Below are 17,178 nucleotides of genomic sequence, written 5' to 3'. Positions count from 1 at the left end.
TCTTTTTATTTTAGAAGGCTATTTCCCTTGCTTTCACCATAATTGTTCACTCCTAACAGTTTACATTTCACCCTAATTATTTATTTAATTATATAACATATGTAAGAATCAATTCACATATTTCTTGAAATCCATCCACATACTATAGATAAATCAAATGAAATTTGGAGGATACATACATGAATAACAAAAATATGAATAAAAAAGAAAATGTTACTGAAAATACTACATCTATTCAAAATAATAATACTGCAAACCTTACTATTGAAGAACAAGCAATGAACGGCTTATACGGAATACCTGAAACAACAATTGAAGATGCTGATCACGCTGCAGCTGATGATTTGACTTCAAAAAATTAATTAACTACATTGAAAAAAGCCAAGGAAAATACCCTTGGCTTTTTTAACTATGCATCCACCTTTTGTATTTCTTCACTCTTTCTTGAAAGTTTACCTGGCCAAAAAGCAAATCGGCCTAACACAACTGTAATTGCGGGTACAAGTAACGGTCTTACGATAAACGTATCTAGTAATACGCCAATTGCAGTTACAATACCAAATTGAACTAATACTTGAATTGGAAGTGTACCTAACACTGCAAAAGTTCCTGCTAAAATTAAACCTGCCGATGTAATAACACTACCTGTTTGTATTACACCATTTTTTACTGCATCCAAGTGATTTTGTGTCTTTCTGTTTTTCCATATTTCTGAAACCATAAAGATATTATAATCTTCACCTAAAGCAACTAAAAATACGAATGCGTACAACGGTATTGCACCTTGAATGGCCGGCGCTCCCATACCGTAATGAAGCAATATCCATCCTGCTCCTAACGCTGAGAAGAATGATAAAACGACAGTTACAATTAAATAAATCATCGCAACAACCGATCGTAAGTAGACAAGTAATAGTAAAGCGATAATGCTAATCATTACTGGAATAATTACTGATTCATCACGTTCAGTAATTTGCTTTGTATCATATAATGAAGCTGTTTCTCCACCAATCCACAATTGCTCTTCAGCATTACTAATCCCAGCATCTTTTAATACTTTTTCTACATTACTTTTCAATTTAGGAATTTGATCTAACGCTTCAATTGAGTATGGATTTTCCGCTAAAGAAACTTCATACATTTGTATTTGCTTATTTTCTTTCCCCTCTTTTGGCTCTTTCACTGTATTTATGAAAGAAAATTTCTCTAGTTCTTGTTTAATAGGAAGCTCTTTTCCTTTCGTATCAACAACCACTTTTACTGGTGCTAGTTCACCAGCCGAGAAATGATCACTAATTAACGTAAACCCTTCGCGAGAAGGCATATCCTTTGGAAACGATTCTAATAAGTCATATGTGTATTGAATACGTGGTACGAACGAAGCCAATCCACCTAATACAAACACAGTTAGCATAATTATTGTCCACGGTCTTCGTACTACTACATCTCCAAGTTTTTTACTAAAGGAGCCTTTTGATTTTCCAACTTTTACAGCCCTCTTTTTCTTTCTTGCAAACTCCTCATTCATTGAAGTTGTTCTCGGTATAAACGGGAAAAATGCAATTCTACCGAAAATTAATAATAGTGCTGGTAAAATCGTTAAAGCCGCGATTCCCATTATAAATACAGCAACACTAAATGGTACTGCAAATCGATGAAAGGCACCATAATGAGCAAGTAGTAATGTTCCTAATCCAAGTACAACAGTTAACGCACTCATTATTATTGCACCGCCAGATGCTTTAATCGCAAGTTGCAATGCTTTATATTTACTTTCTTCTTCTAACAAGTACTCTCTATATCTCGAAATTAAAAATAGACAATAGTCCGTTCCAGCGCCAAACAATAATACTGTCATAATTGATATCGCTTGGGCATCTACTTTAATCCATCCGTGATCAGCTAAAAAACCGAGTGTAGGACTAATAATACCGTATGCAAAGCCAACAACAAGTATAGGTAAAATCGCTAAAATTGGTGAACGATACAGTAAAATTAACAAAACTAACACTAGTAGTACAGTAGCCACTAACAATTTCACATCTGCTTGACTAAATAAACTAACTGCATCCGTTTGAATACCTACAGGCCCTGATAATCGAACATGTAAACCAGATTCACTTATTTTTTGTTTAAATGGATCTTCATCCACCTTACTATTCACTATTTTTCTAAACTCTTCAAGATTTCCTTTTAATATATCCGTACCAGCAGATTTATTAAAAAATACCGGTGTAACAAATGATGTACCATCTTTTGACGCACTTTTTAATAATACTTGCTCTGGGATTGTATCAAATGGTGGTAACGTTGATTGTTCTTTTAAAGGACTAGCTTTTAACTCTTTATAAACGTCTTGTATGAGTTTATAATCCTGTGACTGTAATCCACCATCTCTATACCATACTACTAACAATGGATTCCCTGCATTATTCGGAAACTCTTTTTTCATAAGCGCTTCCGCTTGCTGTGACATAGCTGTTTCAGGTAAATTTTTCGGATTCGGTTCTTTCGTACTGTTTACTTGTGGTAACGTAAATGAAAGTAATAATGTAATAAGAACCCACACCGATAAAGTGATCCACTGCGTATTTCTCCCTGCTACAAGCCTCCCTAACATATGTAACGGGTGCTTTTTCATAAAAACCCACCTTCCTTTTTTCCTCCATTATTAATTATATATACTGGTCGGTTAATTAATCAAGAATGATTGAAAATTATGTTATAATTATCTCAATCATAAATGTCAGGAGCGAATGTATTTGGAACAAAAACAACGTCCTCTCGGAAGGCCGCGTCAAAATAAAAATACAAAATCTACAAAAGAAACCATTTTAGAAGTAGCAACCCGCTTATTTCTTACACAAAATTATCAAGTCGTTTCTATGGATGAGGTCGCAAAAGTTTGTGGTGTTACGAAAGCAACTGTCTACTATTACTATTCAACAAAAGCCGATTTATTTACCGCTACTATGATCGAAATGATGGTACGTATACGTGAGAATATGTCTCAAATACTCTCTACAAACAAAACTTTAGAAGAAAGATTATTAGACTTCGCTAAAGTTTACTTACACGCAACGATGGATATTGATATGAAAAATTTTATGAAAGATGCAAAACTGTCGTTATCTGAAGAACAATTGAAACAATTAAAAAATGCTGAAGATAATATGTATGAAGTACTAGAAAAAGCACTCGATAATGCGATGCACATCGGAGAAATTCCGAAAGGAAACGCTAAATTTGCGGCTCATGCTTTCGTATCTTTATTATCAATTGGGAATTTTAAAGATGAAAATCACAATCCTATTCTTGCAAATATAGATGAATTGGCACAAGAAATCGTTTCTTTTTATTGGAACGGATTAGGTCATTCATATTAAACTGATTTGCTTTAATAAAAGAGCATGTTTGAATTTTTTCAAACATGCTCTTTTATAATTTATTTATATACTAATAACCAGATTATACTTCAACGTCACTTAACAAAAAACTCCATTTTAACTTTACAAATTTTGAAGTTGAACATTTATATTCTCCTTACTTAATCCCCCATGGTAACAAACTACAGATTCAATATGTAAATTTAAATACTTCTTCAAAGACTGCTTTGCTTCCTTAATATTTATAGTTGTTGGGGCGTGAATTCCTCCTAACATCCCATTCACACTATACATAGAGTCTCCTGCAATAAAAATTTTGCTTTGTTTCAAATATAAACTAATATGACCCGGAGTATGCCCTGGAGTATGAAGAATTAGTATTCCACCGCAATACGGAAGTTCTTACCCGTCAATCACAGTATCACTCACTTTTCCTTTTGGTCGGTTCTCTACATTTCCGTCCTTCAATAAAGGTAAATCCCCCCTCGATATATGGCTTATCTAGTTCGTGCGCATAAACTTTAATATTACTTCGACAGCGCTGCAACAATTCTGGAAGACTACCTATATGATCAATATCCTGATGCGTCAAAATCACGACTTTTAACTTATCAAATGATACCCCAACCTTTTCCATCTTTACTTGTATATCTTCAATTTGTCCTGGGAAACCCGTATCTATTAATACTGCCATTTCATCATTCCATAAAAGAATTGGATGAATAACAAATTCTTGAAATTCAAGTTGTAACATTTCTACTCCTTTAGCAATCTCCATACAGCCATTCTCCTTTATGTTGAAGTTTGAAAATATGTACAAGTAAACTGAAAATATAAAGTGAAACTTTAATCCGTGGGGTTTTACTACCCGACAAATAGCAGGATAAAGCACCTCTATCTTATAATATGTTTTGTCATCCCAATAGAGAATGCCTCAAACCCTATAGATTCATAGTAAGATTGCAATTTTTCTACACACATAAGTTGTGGAATAACCTTGTTTTGTTCACAGTGCTGGATTAATCGTTTCACTATTTCTTTTCCGATGCCACTAGACTGATATTTTAGCAATACACCAACTCCACAAATAATGCCTGTTATTACTCCATCTGATATGACACGCCCCATCCCTACTAACCTCTTATCATCAAAAACATAAATTGCATACCAACTTTGCTTACACATTCGTTCTAACTCGTTAACCGTTAATTTAAGAGAATTCCATCCTAAAGATTCGTATAAGGATAATAATCCATTAAAATCTGTAGGATGTTCACTTGTGTAGCGTATACTATTTTCCATGTAAATACTCCCTATTCTCTGGCTTGTTTATATTTCATAAAATTCCCTTTACACAAATCTGATCGATGTAAAAATAACTAGAACAAACTTCAATAAGAGAGATAGAATTCCTTCTCAATATAAAATAAAAAGAAGTTATCTCACTTAAGATAACTTCTTTTATATAAGACTCTCATTATATTATCAACCAAAAAATATACAACTGCATACGATTAGCACAAACAAAACTAATAAACCATTTGAGAAATAACCCATTGAATACTACCCCTTTATTAAATTATGTAAAAGATTTTATCATAAAATGATTTACAACTTAATAACTGAAAAAGACATTGTATTCATTAGTTATATACGTTTAGTAATATTTTATATTCGGTTATATTCTCGTTCCCTGAAATTGCTTATCATACTCTTCTACTTCAGTTCATATAAGTTCAAAATATTAAATAATAAATCAAGAAGACCTCCACCTTACGAGGTCTTTTTTACTTATTTTCCAAATACACTAATTGATTCTTCCTCAATTACAAGTAAACAATTAGCATATTACATGATTTAATATCCCAATAACCAATTCAACTCTATTAATTCGGTTCGACCTTAATATCCCCCTTTTATTCCAAAAACTCAATAATTGTTTCACATACTTTATCCGTCTCCTCGATATCTGGGAAATGTCCACTATTTTCAAATATAACAAGTTTACCATTTTTCAATTGTCTCGTTATTCTATAACTCATTCCTACACCCGTGTTATAGTCATGCGCTCCAACTATGACACACGTATCAATTTCTAAACCTTTAATACGCTCAATAAGCGGTAAAGATGATTTTGTTCCAAAAATAACTTTGCTCATCTTCCCTGTATTACTTAACTGACTTTCCTCCCAAAGACTCCGATTTAGCTTTGCAAATTCTTCATTTTTAAACAATAATCGATCTACAGCTTTTGTATCAACTATACTCCAAACTTGATTATACCTTTCTTTTAAAGGAATTTCTGACTTACTTATTATCAATATTTCTTCTTTCATTTCTCCTTTCGTTACTTGTAGAAAACCTTCTATCTGCACAGTATACATATCATTTAAATCATCTAACGATGGTGCTTGTAATACCATTTGTTCAACATTTTTCGGATATTTCAAAGCATACTCTAAACAAAGTTGTCCACCAAAAGAATATCCTAACAAATTTATCTTCTCTACATGTAATTGCTTTCTTAATTCCTCTAAATCTTCGACTAGAGTATTGATTGAGTACTCACCGTCATCTTGTGGTGCCTCACTTCTACCACATCCTCTTTGTTCATAATAAACAACAGTCATATTTTCTTCTAACCTCAACCCAAGTGTTCTTTCGAATACATAATGATTGCCACCTGGACCACCATGTACAATAATGAGAGGAACTGTATTATGAGCTGCCCCTGCAACTTTACACCAATGCAATACCCCATTGATTTTCAAATAGTGTACACCATCTTGCAACATTAACTGATTCATTTATCCTCTCTCCTCATCGCTCACTTATTACTATCTAAATGTATAAGTTCTGACCATTCACACTTTTCCCCTTTATATCCTTTAGACACTATCCTCATTTATATGAATAGCTTTCTTATTCAAAAATAGATTTTTAAAAATTCCTACTCCCACAATTAATAAACCTATACCAACTAATTTATTTATTTGTAATGGAATGCTCTCCATTCCAAATAATCCAAATGTATCAATGCATAACGCAACAACCAATTGAGTAATAAGACTAATTAGCACTGTATATGCTGGACCTAAGCTCTTTATTGCACCCATTATGCAAATAATTAACCCGATGCCAAACAGTCCACTTACATAAAACAAATAATTTGTAGTATACACTTTAATGTTAATACTGTTTTCTGTAATGATATAAAATAGAATAGAACTAATGAGACCTATTCCAAGGACACATGTAGTCGTTAACCACTGTCCTACATTTTCATTTACTTTTGCATTAAAAACAGATTGTAAGCTAATTAATATTCCTGCTAATATAGCTAAACTAAATCCAATCAAAATCTACCCCTCCCTTTCATTGCTCATATATATTATCTTTAGCGACTTCCTTCATTCTACAAAAATCTTTAATTACAATAACTCCATTACTCTTTTCAATTAATTTTTCATTATAAAATCTTTGTAATACCCGTATTATGTGCCTATAACTTACCCCTATAAAATCCGCAATACTCGTTACCGAAGTTGCATACAAATCCTCTTTATACATATTCCCGTTACTATCTGTTGAAATTGAAAGCAAATAACTAGCTACACGTACTTCTACAGGATAAAGTAAATTAAGAGCAGTAAAACGAGTCGATATTTTTAACGTGTTCGCAATGTTTTCAAGCAAGAACTTTATAAATATAGGATCATGTAATAACTTGTTTCTAATAACCGTATTAGAAATAGAGATTGCTACAACATCTGAACAAGCCTCAACGACATTATGTGCTTTGCTATTTTGAATTAGTTCAATATCACCAACAATGGCCAATGGATTGATAAAGCGAAGAATTAGTTTCTTCCCTTCAGGTGTAATCGTATAAACTTTTACTTTACCTTTAACAACAAAATATAAACGATCCATTTCGTCATCTATATTGCAAATGAGCTCGCCTTTTTCAAAGTGATTTAATTGAAAATAAGCTGTATCTATTTCTGAAAAAACCTCGAGCGTTTTATTGGTTTTCAAATAATGCGTAATTAAACCTGATCTATCCTCCATATTCATTTCTCCTTTCATTTACATATTAAATACAACAATACCTATAATCATTATTATTGTTCCCACAATATGATATCTCTCCATCTGTATCTTTTTTATATGAAATAGTCCTTTCATTTCAATAACTGTTGCCGTTAACAATTGAGCAACCATAAGTGTGCCAGCTGTCAATGTAACTCCTAGTGCATATATCGCCATAGTTTCTGCACAAATAATGAATCCACCAAATGCACCCGCTGCTAAATATATTTTTTTCACACTCTTTAAATCCGTTATTTTCTCTTCTTTCTTTAACAAAAATACAGTTGTTGCAATACTGAATCCAATTAAATGGGTTATAATACTCGTCGACCATATACCGATATGTGAACTAAGTTTCGCATTAAAGGTTCCTTGAAGTGTTATAAATATCCCCGCAAAAATAGCAAATATAATACCTTTCAAAAAATCATCTCCTCATCCTTTATTTCTGACTTAATTAAAAACCATCATCCTATAATGGCAAAAGGACAAATGTCACATCACTATGAAAATAACTTGGAATGAACAAAAAAACACACCTCAAAAATGCGAGATGTGTTTTTTTATTATTTATATATAATGTTTTATAAATTAAAATTACGCTACATTAAAAGATTTCTTTTTCATAACAAACTTTGCAAATAAGAAACGTACAAGCGGTCCCATAATAATTAATTGTAATGGATATGCCATTATGAAATTTTTAATAAAAATCGAAAAATAAATGGAAACAAATGAATCTCCTTGTAGTCCACCATGTAAATACATCATAGCCATACCGAAAAATGACATAAAGAACACCATTCCAATTACCATAGTTGTCGCCATTGCAACGATAATATTTATTTTTTTAGATTTATCAAATGGCAATATGAATACAATTTTTTTCGCACAAGGTCCAACGATACATATTTCAATTAATAGTGCAATAATAAAGCCAATTAATAGTTCTACTGCAATCTCTTTAATATAAATTTGTCCTCCTGTTTCATTCATTAGTAAATTGTAAAACGTCATTACGATAACCATCCCAAGGCACATCATCATGCCAAATTGGAGGTTTTCCTTTCTTGTTGTTGGCAAATTTCATCATCCTTTCTCTTTGAGTCTTTGTCATTATATCGACATTGGAAACCCCTTCGTAAGTGAACATTTTGTGAACAAATTTAAAGCGTTTTCATTTTTCCTTTCTACTCAAATTCTCACTTTTACTTATAGAGGTTATATATATCGCAATGTTGAATTACTAAATTTAACATTGCATTACACTATTACTAGGAGGATAACCATGAATGAAGCAGAATTTTACGCATATCACATCGTAACAAGGAAAAAAATGCATATCGGACAAATCATTCCTTTTAACAAAAATCAACACAATACTCTATATCACTTCTTTTTTGAAAGAGAACAATTAAATGCTAGTGGTGAAGATGGCATACAAATTTTAAATAAACACTATAAAATGACGAATTACATATAAATAATGAAAATACTAAAGTAGTTATGAGTTATATGGATCAAACAATTAGAGCAGTTAGAGAAACAATTGTAGAAATGGTTAGACTACAAGAATTCCCTGAATACCCTTCCAGATTATCTTGCTTATATGCTGCTAAAAGCTATGAGGATGCTTTGAAATGGAGAGCGCTATTTGATTCTTACAATCGAGAAGTTTTACAGATTGTTAAACTACGAGTGATCGGAAGTTCTTTTGAAGGTGACGGGAATCTTTTACCGAAAGAAGATGGAATTCCTTTTTCTCAAAAAATCGAACAAGCTAGAGAGTATTGGAAAGGAAATATTAGAAATGAGCTTCCTGAGCTACTGATTAATGGAGAAATTGAAGTGGTGGAAATTATTGATGACTTTTCCTCAATTCATATTTAATTTCTAACTAAATCATATAGGATGGAGATTACAATGAAGAAAAAAGTGTACTTCAATCATGATGGCGGTGTAGATGATTTAATTTCATTATTTTTATTACTTCAAATGGAAAACGTTGAGCTTATCGGTGTATCTGTTATCCCAGCAGACTGCTATTTAGAACCCGCAATGTCTGCCAGTCGTAAAATTATCGATCGCTTCGGCAAAGGTAATATTGCCGTAGCCGCTTCAAACTCTCGCGGGCAAAACCCGTTTCCGAAAGACTGGCGGATGCATGCATTTTATGTAGATGCTTTACCAATTTTAAATGAGTCTGGAAAAGTTGTAACACCCGTGACGGCAAAACCTGCGCATCATCATTTAATAGAAACGCTTCTACAAACGGAAGAAAAAACAACTTTATTATTTACTGGGCCCCTAACTGACCTTGCTCGTGCATTATATGAAGCTCCCATAATCGAAGATCAAATTGAACGCCTTGTTTGGATGGGTGGTACATTTCTTAAAGCTGGCAATGTACATGAACCAGAGCATGATGGAACAGCTGAGTGGAATTCGTTTTGGGACCCTGAAGCAGTGGCTCGTGTATGGGATGCAAAAATTAAAATCGACTTAGTGACACTAGAAAGTACAAACCAAGTTCCGTTAACTATAAACATACGTGAACAGTGGGCAAAAGAGCGAAAGTATATTGGTATGGATTTCCTTGGTCAATGCTATGCAATGGTCCCTCCTCTCGTTCACTTCTCAACGAACTCTACTTACTATTTATGGGATGTACTAACTACCGCTTTTGTCGGAAACACTAGCCTTGCAAAAACTGAAACGATTAATAGTATCGTTCATACATACGGACCAAGCCAAGGACGTACAGAGGAAACTGCTGATGGACGACCTGTAAATGTCGTTTACGATGTAAAACACGATGTTTTCTTTGAATATATTACTAAATTAGCTAAAAAAGCTGCTACTTGAAACCTCAATAACACGAAAAAAATTTATTAAGAATGATATACTTTAATTAATATAACATGAGGTGATAAGATGGATTATGAGTTACTAAAAGAACGAATAGAAATTATAACTTCTAGAATTAAATACATAGGTGGTGAAGTTCAAGAAGTTTGTATAGATGAACCATCTTCCCTTGAACAAATAATCCAAGTAGAAGAAAAACTGGATATTAAACTACCAAATAGCTTCAAAAAAGTACTTTTAGAGTTCTCAGGAAATTTTAGCTTACGCTGGTTTTTACCTGACGATGTAGAGCTACCAAATGAATTTACTGATATTTTTTGCGGAACACCCCACTGGAGTTTAGAAAGTCTTTCTAAATTCGAAAAAGAACGTAAAGACTTGGTTGACGAGTTTTTTTCAAATCTAGATGATGAATATGATGTAGTTTGGCACAACAAATTAGCATTTTGTGAAGTGGGAAATGGAGATTATTTAGCATTTGATATGAAAGATGATATAGATGCTCCAATAATTTACCTAAGCCACGACGATGGAGAAGGACATGGGTATAAGATTGCGAATAATTTCATTGAATTCATTGAGAATTGGTCAAAAGTAGCTTTTGTAGGATGCGAAGATTGGCAGTGGTTACCTTTCACTACCAGTTTTGAAAGTGGTATAAATCCAGATGATGAACCAGCCAAAAAATTTAGAAATTGCTTGGGACTTAATATTTAAAAGAGTATTGAATTAAATTTCAATACTCTTTTTGTGCAATTTAATTATATTTGATTAATGTAGTGTCTTACAGATTATGCATTTCATAACCATTGACAAAATACGTTATTGTTTCTAACTCATCTTCATTTAATTCTCTATCTAGTTCTTGTTTGTACGCTGCCTTTATCTTCTCTTCATCGCCCTTATGAGCTTCTGTATAAGTTCCTACTGCTTTTAACATGCGAATCTCTTGTAAAAACTCCTCTCGATTTATCGCTTCCCCATGAGAAAGAATATATGTCTCAGCATCAAATTTCTCTAATTCATCTATCAATTTAAACGTTCTTTTCGTCGTATAGTTCCACTTTGAAGAAAAAATATCTGCATATATACAATCTCCTACAAACAATATCTTTTCTTCTTTTATGTACATAACAACTGAATCATGCGCATGATCTCCGCCCACATGTTTTAATACGCATGTCACTTCACCAAGGTCTAATTCCATTTGATCCTGGAACGTTAAGGTTGGAGGAATAATGTTAATATTTCTCGCTTTTTCTTCAAACTCTTTCTTGATACAATCCGCACAAAATGCAATTTCAGTACCCTCTTTTACGCGTGCGTCCAACGCTTCATCTGTCCATTCATAAGATACTATTGCCTGCATTTCTTTTTTCGTTTCAGCGTGCGAAATAGTTAATGCATTCTGTAATACAGATAATCCAAAAATATGATCCCAATGCCAATGCGTTAATGCTACAAAATTAGGATTCGATACATTTTGTTCTTTTAACATTTCTAAAAATAATTGTGCATGTTCTTCTGAATTTCCTGCATCAATCATTAACGTTTTTTCTTGTCCAACGACCATTCCTAAGATAGGCCTATCTGTTTCAGAAACAGGTGTCATATACCAAAATGAGTTTCCTATTTTTTTAATTTGTTGCATAACCAATTCCCCTTTTCATTTTCTCACTTGAAATTAATATATAAATTATAACGAATCACTACTTTTTTCTCTATAATCAAACACAATTACTTGGACTAATCTAACTTTCCTTTTCGTAAGCTAAAAATAAGGGAATAGAATCGGAGTGTGATACTATGGAACGTTTATGGATTCCAATGATTGTAACATTTTTTTCGTTCGGTGGATTACTATTGGGAGGTGCTGTTGGAGTAGCAACACGCCAACTTATTGAAGAAAAGATGCATCGTTTATACGCATTATGTGGTGGTATTTTACTTGGGCTTTTATCCCTTGAAATTATTCCTGAAACATTTTCAAGCTACGAAATGGTTGGGCCTATACTTGGTATAGCTATCGGTATTTTAGTTATGAGCTTATTAGATAACTATTGTCACCATCCAATGATACATAAAAAAGATCAACAAGCATGGCAAACCTTCCTTTTTCTCTCTTTCGCTATATTTATTCATAATATACCGAGTGGATTTGCGTTAGGTACAGCTTTTATAAATCATAATGACTCTGCCATTCCCTTTTTAATAGCAATTGTCGTTCACCATATTCCAGAAGGATTAGCTTTAATTATTCCATTTCTTTTTACAAAACATAAATATATTTCCTTTTTATTAACGACTTTATTACTTTCTCTTATTCTCGGTACTGGCACAGTTTTTGGCATTTTGATGGAAGGAAAAGCTCTTCACCTGCAAGGCCTCATTATGGGAAGTGCTATCGGTTCACTTGGATATGTCACAATTCATGAAATGCTTTGGAAAGCTAAGAAACAGCTCTCTTTCCTTACATTTCTAATGTGGGCAACTAGTGGTTTTTTACTAATAACAGTGTTCACTTTATTCGCTGGTCATCATTAAAGTTGCTAAAGCGAAACTTTTGTTCCTCCCACACTGATTCTTGGATTACAAATAACTAGATAAATTTCTTACTTGTATATTTTTCCTTTTTATTCAAAACATAATGTTATCTACCTATTATAAGGAGGAACAATTATGTTTGGGAAAACAGCAGGTGAAGCATTAGTTGATTTATTAATTGATTGGGGAGTAGAGCACATATACGGTATGCCTGGAGATTCCATTAATTCTATCATTGAAGCTTTAAGAAAAAAACAAGATCAAATTAAATTCATTCAAGTTCGCCATGAAGAAGCTGGTGCATTAGCAGCGGCTGCCTATGCGAAATTAACAGGAAAACTTGGCGTTTGTATGGCAATTGCAGGACCTGGTGCTATTCATTTATTAAATGGTTTATATGATGCGAAACTCGATAAAGCCCCTGTTCTAGCAATTTCAGGTCAAGTAGAAACCGATTTACTTGGAACGGACTTTTTCCAAGAAGTAAATTTAGAAAGAATGTTTGATGATGTTGCGGTTTATAACCAGCGTATTATGTCAGCAGAGCAACTACCTGCCGTAGTGAATCAAGCAATTCGAATGGCTTATACGAAAAAAGGTGTATCCGTTCTTACTATTCCAGATGATGTCCCAAAATTCGAAATGAAAAATGGTGCCCGTGTTACAAATACTTCTTTTACTTTGCCTGAGTTGTTTCCACAAAAAGAAGATTTAGATGCAGCGAAACTCGCAATAAATGAAGCGAAAAAGCCTGTGATTTTAGCTGGAAAAGGAACAAAACATGCGAGAGAATCTTTACTTGCATTGGCAGAACAAATTGGTGCTCCAATCGTACTTACATTACCAGCTAAAGGAATTATTCCTGATGAACACCCTCTTTGTATTGGTGGATTAGGATTAATTGGAACGAAACCTTCTTATGAAGCAATGAAGCATGCAGATACTTTAATTATGGTCGGTACTTCTTATCCGTTCACCGGCTTCTTACCTGAAAAAGCAAAAACAATTCATATCGATACAGATCCTGCCCAAATCGGGAAACGTTATGCGACAGATATTGGTTTAGCTGGTGATGCTGATAAAACATTACGATGGTTAATTGAAAATGTTGAAGAACACACAGACCATTCCTTCTTAGAACATCACCAAGAAATGATGAAAAAGTGGGAAGAAAAATTACACGAGCAAGAAGAAGACTCTTCCATTCCAATTAAACCACAACGCGTTATGCATGCTCTGCAGCAAGTAGCACATGATGACGCAATTCTATCAGTCGATGTCGGAAATGTAACAGTATGGACCGCAAGACACTTCCGTATGACAAACCAGCAATTTGTCATTTCTAGCTGGCTCGCAACACTTGGTTGCGGTTTACCTGGTGCTCTTGCTGGAAAAATTGCATTCCCGGATAAACAAGTATTTGCAGTTTGTGGTGATGGCGGATTTGGAATGACGATGAATGACTTCGTAACAGCTGTAAAATATAAATTACCAATCGTTGTCGTCGTATTAAACAATAATAAAATTGCGATGATTAAATTCGAGCAAGAAGTCATGGGTAATATCGAATTCGAAACAGATTTAACGAACCCTGATTTTGCAAAATATGCAGAGGCGTGTAGAGGTATTGGATACCGTGTTGAGAATTTAGATGAACTCCTTCCCGCTTTCGAAAATGCAGTAAAACAAAATAAACCGTGTATTATTGATGTAGTTGTAGATGCTAACGAAGCACCAATGCCAGCAAAAATCACATTTGGTCAAGCCGCTGGTTATACGAAGCATATGATAAAAGAATTATTTGAAGAAGGTAAGATTGATTTACCTCCACTTTAGGCGAAAAAAGATAGCTGAAAACAATTTGTCTTCAGCTATCTTTTTTTATTTTTGTATCTCTTTATAAAAAGAAAAGTCATTCATAGTTGGTTGTACTTAAGACTCTTATTTTTTATCAAGAGTCTTTTTATTTAATTTCGCTTCAGTTAATACTATGTAATACTATGCATCTAAAAATCTTTATACATCTCGCTAACTATTTCAATTCTCTAAAGTTCGGATATACTTTATTTTATGAATGTATCGCACATCCACTTATAGAATTTTTCTTTCTCTTCAAATTGTGGATAATGAGCTGATTTCTCAAAAGTAATAAATTGTTTTTGATCTGCTTCTATCTTATCAAAATATGTTTTCGCTGCATGGAATGAAGCTTAGTAGGCAATGGATTTTTTAAATCCTTTTCTAATAAGACAGTTTGAGAATGTGATAATCCAACGTTATAACGAATTACGTCTAACAAGTTATATTCATTACAGAAAGATTTGAAAACATCTCGCATACACATTTTTATAAAAACACATAGAAAAGAGCCCTTGCTTTCAACACAAGGACTCTTTTCATAAACTATTTAGCTACCTCTTTTTTCGGCATTACCATACCTTTATAAAGTTGAACAGTTATCCAGTAATACATGAAATAAATGACTAAGAAGATTCCTATTGGCACCCACACTTTCACAAACGGGTCAACTAATATAAAGCTGAATAAGTTAAGCCCAACTAAAACGTGAGAAATGCCAATGATCGCTGGGAAGATAAATAAATACGAAATTTCTTTATATATACTTTTCGTTAACATACTACGTCTCACACCAATTTTTCGTAACATTTCATAACGGCGTACGTCGCGAGAAGCACCTGTTAATATTTTGAACATAAGGGAACTTGCCATCATTGCTAAAAAGGCAATTCCGAGGAAAAATCCCATAAACATTGTTCCGCTCATGAAGCTGTTCATAAACTGATAAATTGTCATTTTCGTAAATAAGTCTACCTTTTCACCTGTTGCTTTTTCAATTTGTGCTTTTTGTCTCTTGTCTATTTCGATCAATAACGGTTTATATTTTTTCATATCATCTACTTTTGCTAATGTTACAGTATGTTCTGTTCCTTGAATCCCTTTATAATGCTCTTCGTCTGCAATCCTTACTGGTTTTCCGCTAAATTGATTATGCGTAATTTGTATCTCTCTTACAACTGCGTCTTCCCAATCCTTTGGCATTTGAGGGAATTTTGCTAATTCAGGAGCCTCTAAAGCTGAATATACAGGTTCAGTTAAAGGTTCAGTCACACGTTTGCGAACAGGCTCTTTTAAAGTTTTTGTATCAAAATGGTCTGAAACAAGTGGCGGTTTCGCAGTTAAGTCGTTACGTAAATAATAAACCGCTTCTCCATCTACTTTATATTTGTACTTGCTTTCTTCAACAATTTCCATTTCTTTTAAGGCAGCTTTGTCTTGATCATTCGGATCATGAATTACAACATCATATACACGAGAAAAGTCTGTCATAATACCTACATTTTTTTGGAACGCCATACCTGCCGTCATCGCACCTGCGCCTAATGCAATTAACATTGCTACAGTACCTAATACTCTCGATAAACTATTTACTCGAAAGCGTAGCTGTGCATATGTAAAACTATTTAGACCAGTTTCATTTCGTTTTTTATTCCCCTTAATTTTCATCACAAAAAATGGGAGTAATGAACTAAAGATAAAATATGTTCCAAGTGTTGTAACGATGGTTGCTATAATAAAACCTAATTCAGCATAAATTTTTACATTGATCATAAAATAGTACCCTGTACTTACTAGTAATACACCAAGTACTGTCATTATAATAATGCGAGTTTTACTTTTCTTCACTTCATCTAGTGTTTCATCTTCACGAATTAACTCTAGTTCAGTTTTTCGTAACAATCGGACACTGTTCATTATGCCAGTAATGAAAAATAATATTAAGAAGAAAATAGCTGTAACTAAAATTGCTGGTGTGTATACAGATGCGTAACTACCTTTTGCTGAAATTTCCATTCCATTCATTAAAAAGTTCCCTGCTACACTTGCAAGTAACATCCCTACTAAAATACCGATAATAATACTGACAATACCCATACCGAATGTTTCAATAAATAATAACTGTGCTACTTTTTTCTTTTTCGCACCAAGCATCATGTACATACCGAGTTCTTTTCTTCTTAACGTGAGCAAGAAAGAGTTGGCATATATAATATAAAATACAGTAATGAAGGATAATAGTATTGCACCTACCCAGAAGACGAGCCTTATACTACTAATTAGACTATTATCTTTTGTAAATTCACTATTCATCGCCATCGTTTGGAACATGTAGAAAATACTAATACTAATAACGAGGCCAATAAGTAAAACCATATAATCTTTTAACATCTTTTTCATACTATGACGTGATAATTTAAATAACATAGTT

15 protein-coding genes and 3 pseudogenes are annotated in these 17,178 nt (G+C 33.3%); 7 read left to right on the top strand and 11 right to left on the bottom strand.

Annotated features, from left to right (window positions below):
- Positions 1–179 precede the first annotated feature (179 nt).
- Positions 180–362, top strand: a complete 183-nt coding sequence (locus tag DN407_RS11255) for a DUF4021 domain-containing protein (RefSeq protein ID WP_149216253.1) — start codon at positions 180–182, stop codon at positions 360–362.
- A gap of 47 nt (positions 363–409) precedes the next feature.
- Here the strand turns inward: DN407_RS11255 and DN407_RS11250 are convergent, their stop codons facing one another.
- On the bottom strand, positions 410–2,641 hold the full coding sequence (locus tag DN407_RS11250; RefSeq protein ID WP_000716589.1) for an MMPL family transporter: 2,232 nt from the start codon (positions 2,639–2,641) through the stop codon (positions 410–412).
- A 121-nt stretch (positions 2,642–2,762) separates the two neighbouring features.
- Here DN407_RS11250 and DN407_RS11245 point away from each other — a divergent pair, with 121 nt between their 5' ends.
- A complete protein-coding gene (locus tag DN407_RS11245; RefSeq protein WP_000436025.1) occupies positions 2,763–3,386 on the top strand; it encodes a TetR/AcrR family transcriptional regulator in 624 nt (207 codons plus the stop codon).
- 123 nt (positions 3,387–3,509) lie between these two features.
- Here the strand turns inward: DN407_RS11245 and DN407_RS11240 are convergent.
- The 7 genes and pseudogenes from DN407_RS11240 to DN407_RS11210 all read right to left on the bottom strand — a co-directional run bounded on the left by DN407_RS11240 (position 3,510) and on the right by DN407_RS11210 (position 8,561).
- Positions 3,510–4,164 (bottom strand): annotated as a pseudogene (locus DN407_RS11240) (MBL fold metallo-hydrolase).
- 116 nt (positions 4,165–4,280) lie between these two features.
- Complete coding sequence (locus tag DN407_RS11235) at positions 4,281–4,688, bottom strand: GNAT family N-acetyltransferase (protein ID WP_149216252.1); 408 nt, start codon at positions 4,686–4,688, stop codon at positions 4,281–4,283.
- A gap of 614 nt (positions 4,689–5,302) precedes the next feature.
- Positions 5,303–6,193 (bottom strand): alpha/beta fold hydrolase, encoded by an 891-nt coding sequence (locus tag DN407_RS11230; protein ID WP_001072688.1) that lies wholly within the window; start codon positions 6,191–6,193, stop codon positions 5,303–5,305.
- 81 nt (positions 6,194–6,274) lie between these two features.
- Positions 6,275–6,745 (bottom strand): DMT family transporter, encoded by a 471-nt coding sequence (locus tag DN407_RS11225; protein ID WP_098295744.1) that lies wholly within the window; start codon positions 6,743–6,745, stop codon positions 6,275–6,277.
- Between the two features lie 16 nt (positions 6,746–6,761).
- Positions 6,762–7,457 (bottom strand): Crp/Fnr family transcriptional regulator, encoded by a 696-nt coding sequence (locus DN407_RS11220; protein WP_139848373.1) that lies wholly within the window; start codon positions 7,455–7,457, stop codon positions 6,762–6,764.
- A gap of 18 nt (positions 7,458–7,475) precedes the next feature.
- Positions 7,476–7,901 (bottom strand): DMT family transporter, encoded by a 426-nt coding sequence (locus DN407_RS11215; RefSeq protein WP_044584443.1) that lies wholly within the window; start codon positions 7,899–7,901, stop codon positions 7,476–7,478.
- A gap of 174 nt (positions 7,902–8,075) precedes the next feature.
- Positions 8,076–8,561 carry a DUF2798 domain-containing protein gene (locus tag DN407_RS11210; protein ID WP_149216251.1) on the bottom strand — a complete coding sequence of 162 codons (486 nt, stop codon included), beginning with the start codon at positions 8,559–8,561 and terminating at the stop codon, positions 8,076–8,078.
- 205 nt (positions 8,562–8,766) lie between these two features.
- Here DN407_RS11210 and DN407_RS11205 point away from each other — a divergent pair.
- From DN407_RS11205 to DN407_RS11195, 3 genes and pseudogenes are all read left to right on the top strand, one after another.
- A pseudogene (locus tag DN407_RS11205) lies at positions 8,767–9,368 on the top strand (DUF2441 domain-containing protein).
- Positions 9,369–9,389: 21 nt separating this feature from the next.
- Complete coding sequence (locus DN407_RS11200) at positions 9,390–10,343, top strand: nucleoside hydrolase (protein ID WP_098295741.1); 954 nt, start codon at positions 9,390–9,392, stop codon at positions 10,341–10,343.
- Positions 10,344–10,412: 69 nt separating this feature from the next.
- Complete coding sequence (locus DN407_RS11195) at positions 10,413–11,063, top strand: SMI1/KNR4 family protein (RefSeq protein WP_097999395.1); 651 nt, start codon at positions 10,413–10,415, stop codon at positions 11,061–11,063.
- Positions 11,064–11,130: 67 nt separating this feature from the next.
- Here the strand turns inward: DN407_RS11195 and DN407_RS11190 are convergent, their stop codons facing one another.
- Positions 11,131–11,997 (bottom strand): MBL fold metallo-hydrolase, encoded by an 867-nt coding sequence (locus DN407_RS11190; protein WP_098450529.1) that lies wholly within the window; start codon positions 11,995–11,997, stop codon positions 11,131–11,133.
- A 155-nt stretch (positions 11,998–12,152) separates the two neighbouring features.
- Between DN407_RS11190 and DN407_RS11185 the strand changes: the two genes are divergently transcribed.
- Both DN407_RS11185 and DN407_RS11180 read left to right on the top strand, forming a co-directional pair.
- Positions 12,153–12,890: a ZIP family metal transporter gene (locus tag DN407_RS11185; protein ID WP_000440632.1), complete on the top strand. Its 738-nt coding sequence runs from the start codon at positions 12,153–12,155 to the stop codon at positions 12,888–12,890.
- Between the two features lie 135 nt (positions 12,891–13,025).
- A complete protein-coding gene (locus DN407_RS11180) occupies positions 13,026–14,726 on the top strand; it encodes a pyruvate oxidase (RefSeq protein ID WP_149216250.1) in 1,701 nt (566 codons plus the stop codon).
- Between the two features lie 227 nt (positions 14,727–14,953).
- Here the strand turns inward: DN407_RS11180 and DN407_RS11175 are convergent.
- Together DN407_RS11175 and DN407_RS11170 are read right to left on the bottom strand one after the other, a co-directional pair.
- Positions 14,954–15,201 (bottom strand): annotated as a pseudogene (locus DN407_RS11175) (hypothetical protein); the annotation flags it as partial.
- Between the two features lie 92 nt (positions 15,202–15,293).
- Positions 15,294–17,174, bottom strand: coding sequence for an FtsX-like permease family protein (locus tag DN407_RS11170; RefSeq protein ID WP_044584440.1), 1,881 nt, complete (start codon positions 17,172–17,174; stop codon positions 15,294–15,296).
- Between the last annotated feature and the right edge of the window lie 4 nt (positions 17,175–17,178).

The organism is Bacillus sp. JAS24-2 (genome assembly GCF_008274905.1).
In the GTDB taxonomy this organism is placed as follows: Bacteria; Bacillota; Bacilli; order Bacillales; family Bacillaceae_G; genus Bacillus_A; species Bacillus_A cereus.
Note: the sequence above shows the minus strand (reverse complement) of the source record. Positions and strands in the feature narration are given on the sequence as shown.

Coding starts and splice junctions, on each gene's coding strand:
- DN407_RS11230 (WP_001072688.1), bottom strand. CDS start 6,193: ATGAATCAGTTAATGTTGCAAGATGGTGTACACTATTTGAAAATCAAT.
- DN407_RS11250 (WP_000716589.1), bottom strand. CDS start 2,641: ATGAAAAAGCACCCGTTACATATGTTAGGGAGGCTTGTAGCAGGGAGA.
- DN407_RS11195 (WP_097999395.1), top strand. CDS start 10,413: ATGGATTATGAGTTACTAAAAGAACGAATAGAAATTATAACTTCTAGA.
- DN407_RS11220 (WP_139848373.1), bottom strand. CDS start 7,457: ATGGAGGATAGATCAGGTTTAATTACGCATTATTTGAAAACCAATAAA.
- DN407_RS11190 (WP_098450529.1), bottom strand. CDS start 11,997: ATGCAACAAATTAAAAAAATAGGAAACTCATTTTGGTATATGACACCT.
- DN407_RS11170 (WP_044584440.1), bottom strand. CDS start 17,174: ATGTTATTTAAATTATCACGTCATAGTATGAAAAAGATGTTAAAAGAT.
- DN407_RS11180 (WP_149216250.1), top strand. CDS start 13,026: ATGTTTGGGAAAACAGCAGGTGAAGCATTAGTTGATTTATTAATTGAT.
- DN407_RS11200 (WP_098295741.1), top strand. CDS start 9,390: ATGGAGATTACAATGAAGAAAAAAGTGTACTTCAATCATGATGGCGGT.
- DN407_RS11255 (WP_149216253.1), top strand. CDS start 180: ATGAATAACAAAAATATGAATAAAAAAGAAAATGTTACTGAAAATACT.
- DN407_RS11235 (WP_149216252.1), bottom strand. CDS start 4,688: ATGGAAAATAGTATACGCTACACAAGTGAACATCCTACAGATTTTAAT.
- DN407_RS11185 (WP_000440632.1), top strand. CDS start 12,153: ATGGAACGTTTATGGATTCCAATGATTGTAACATTTTTTTCGTTCGGT.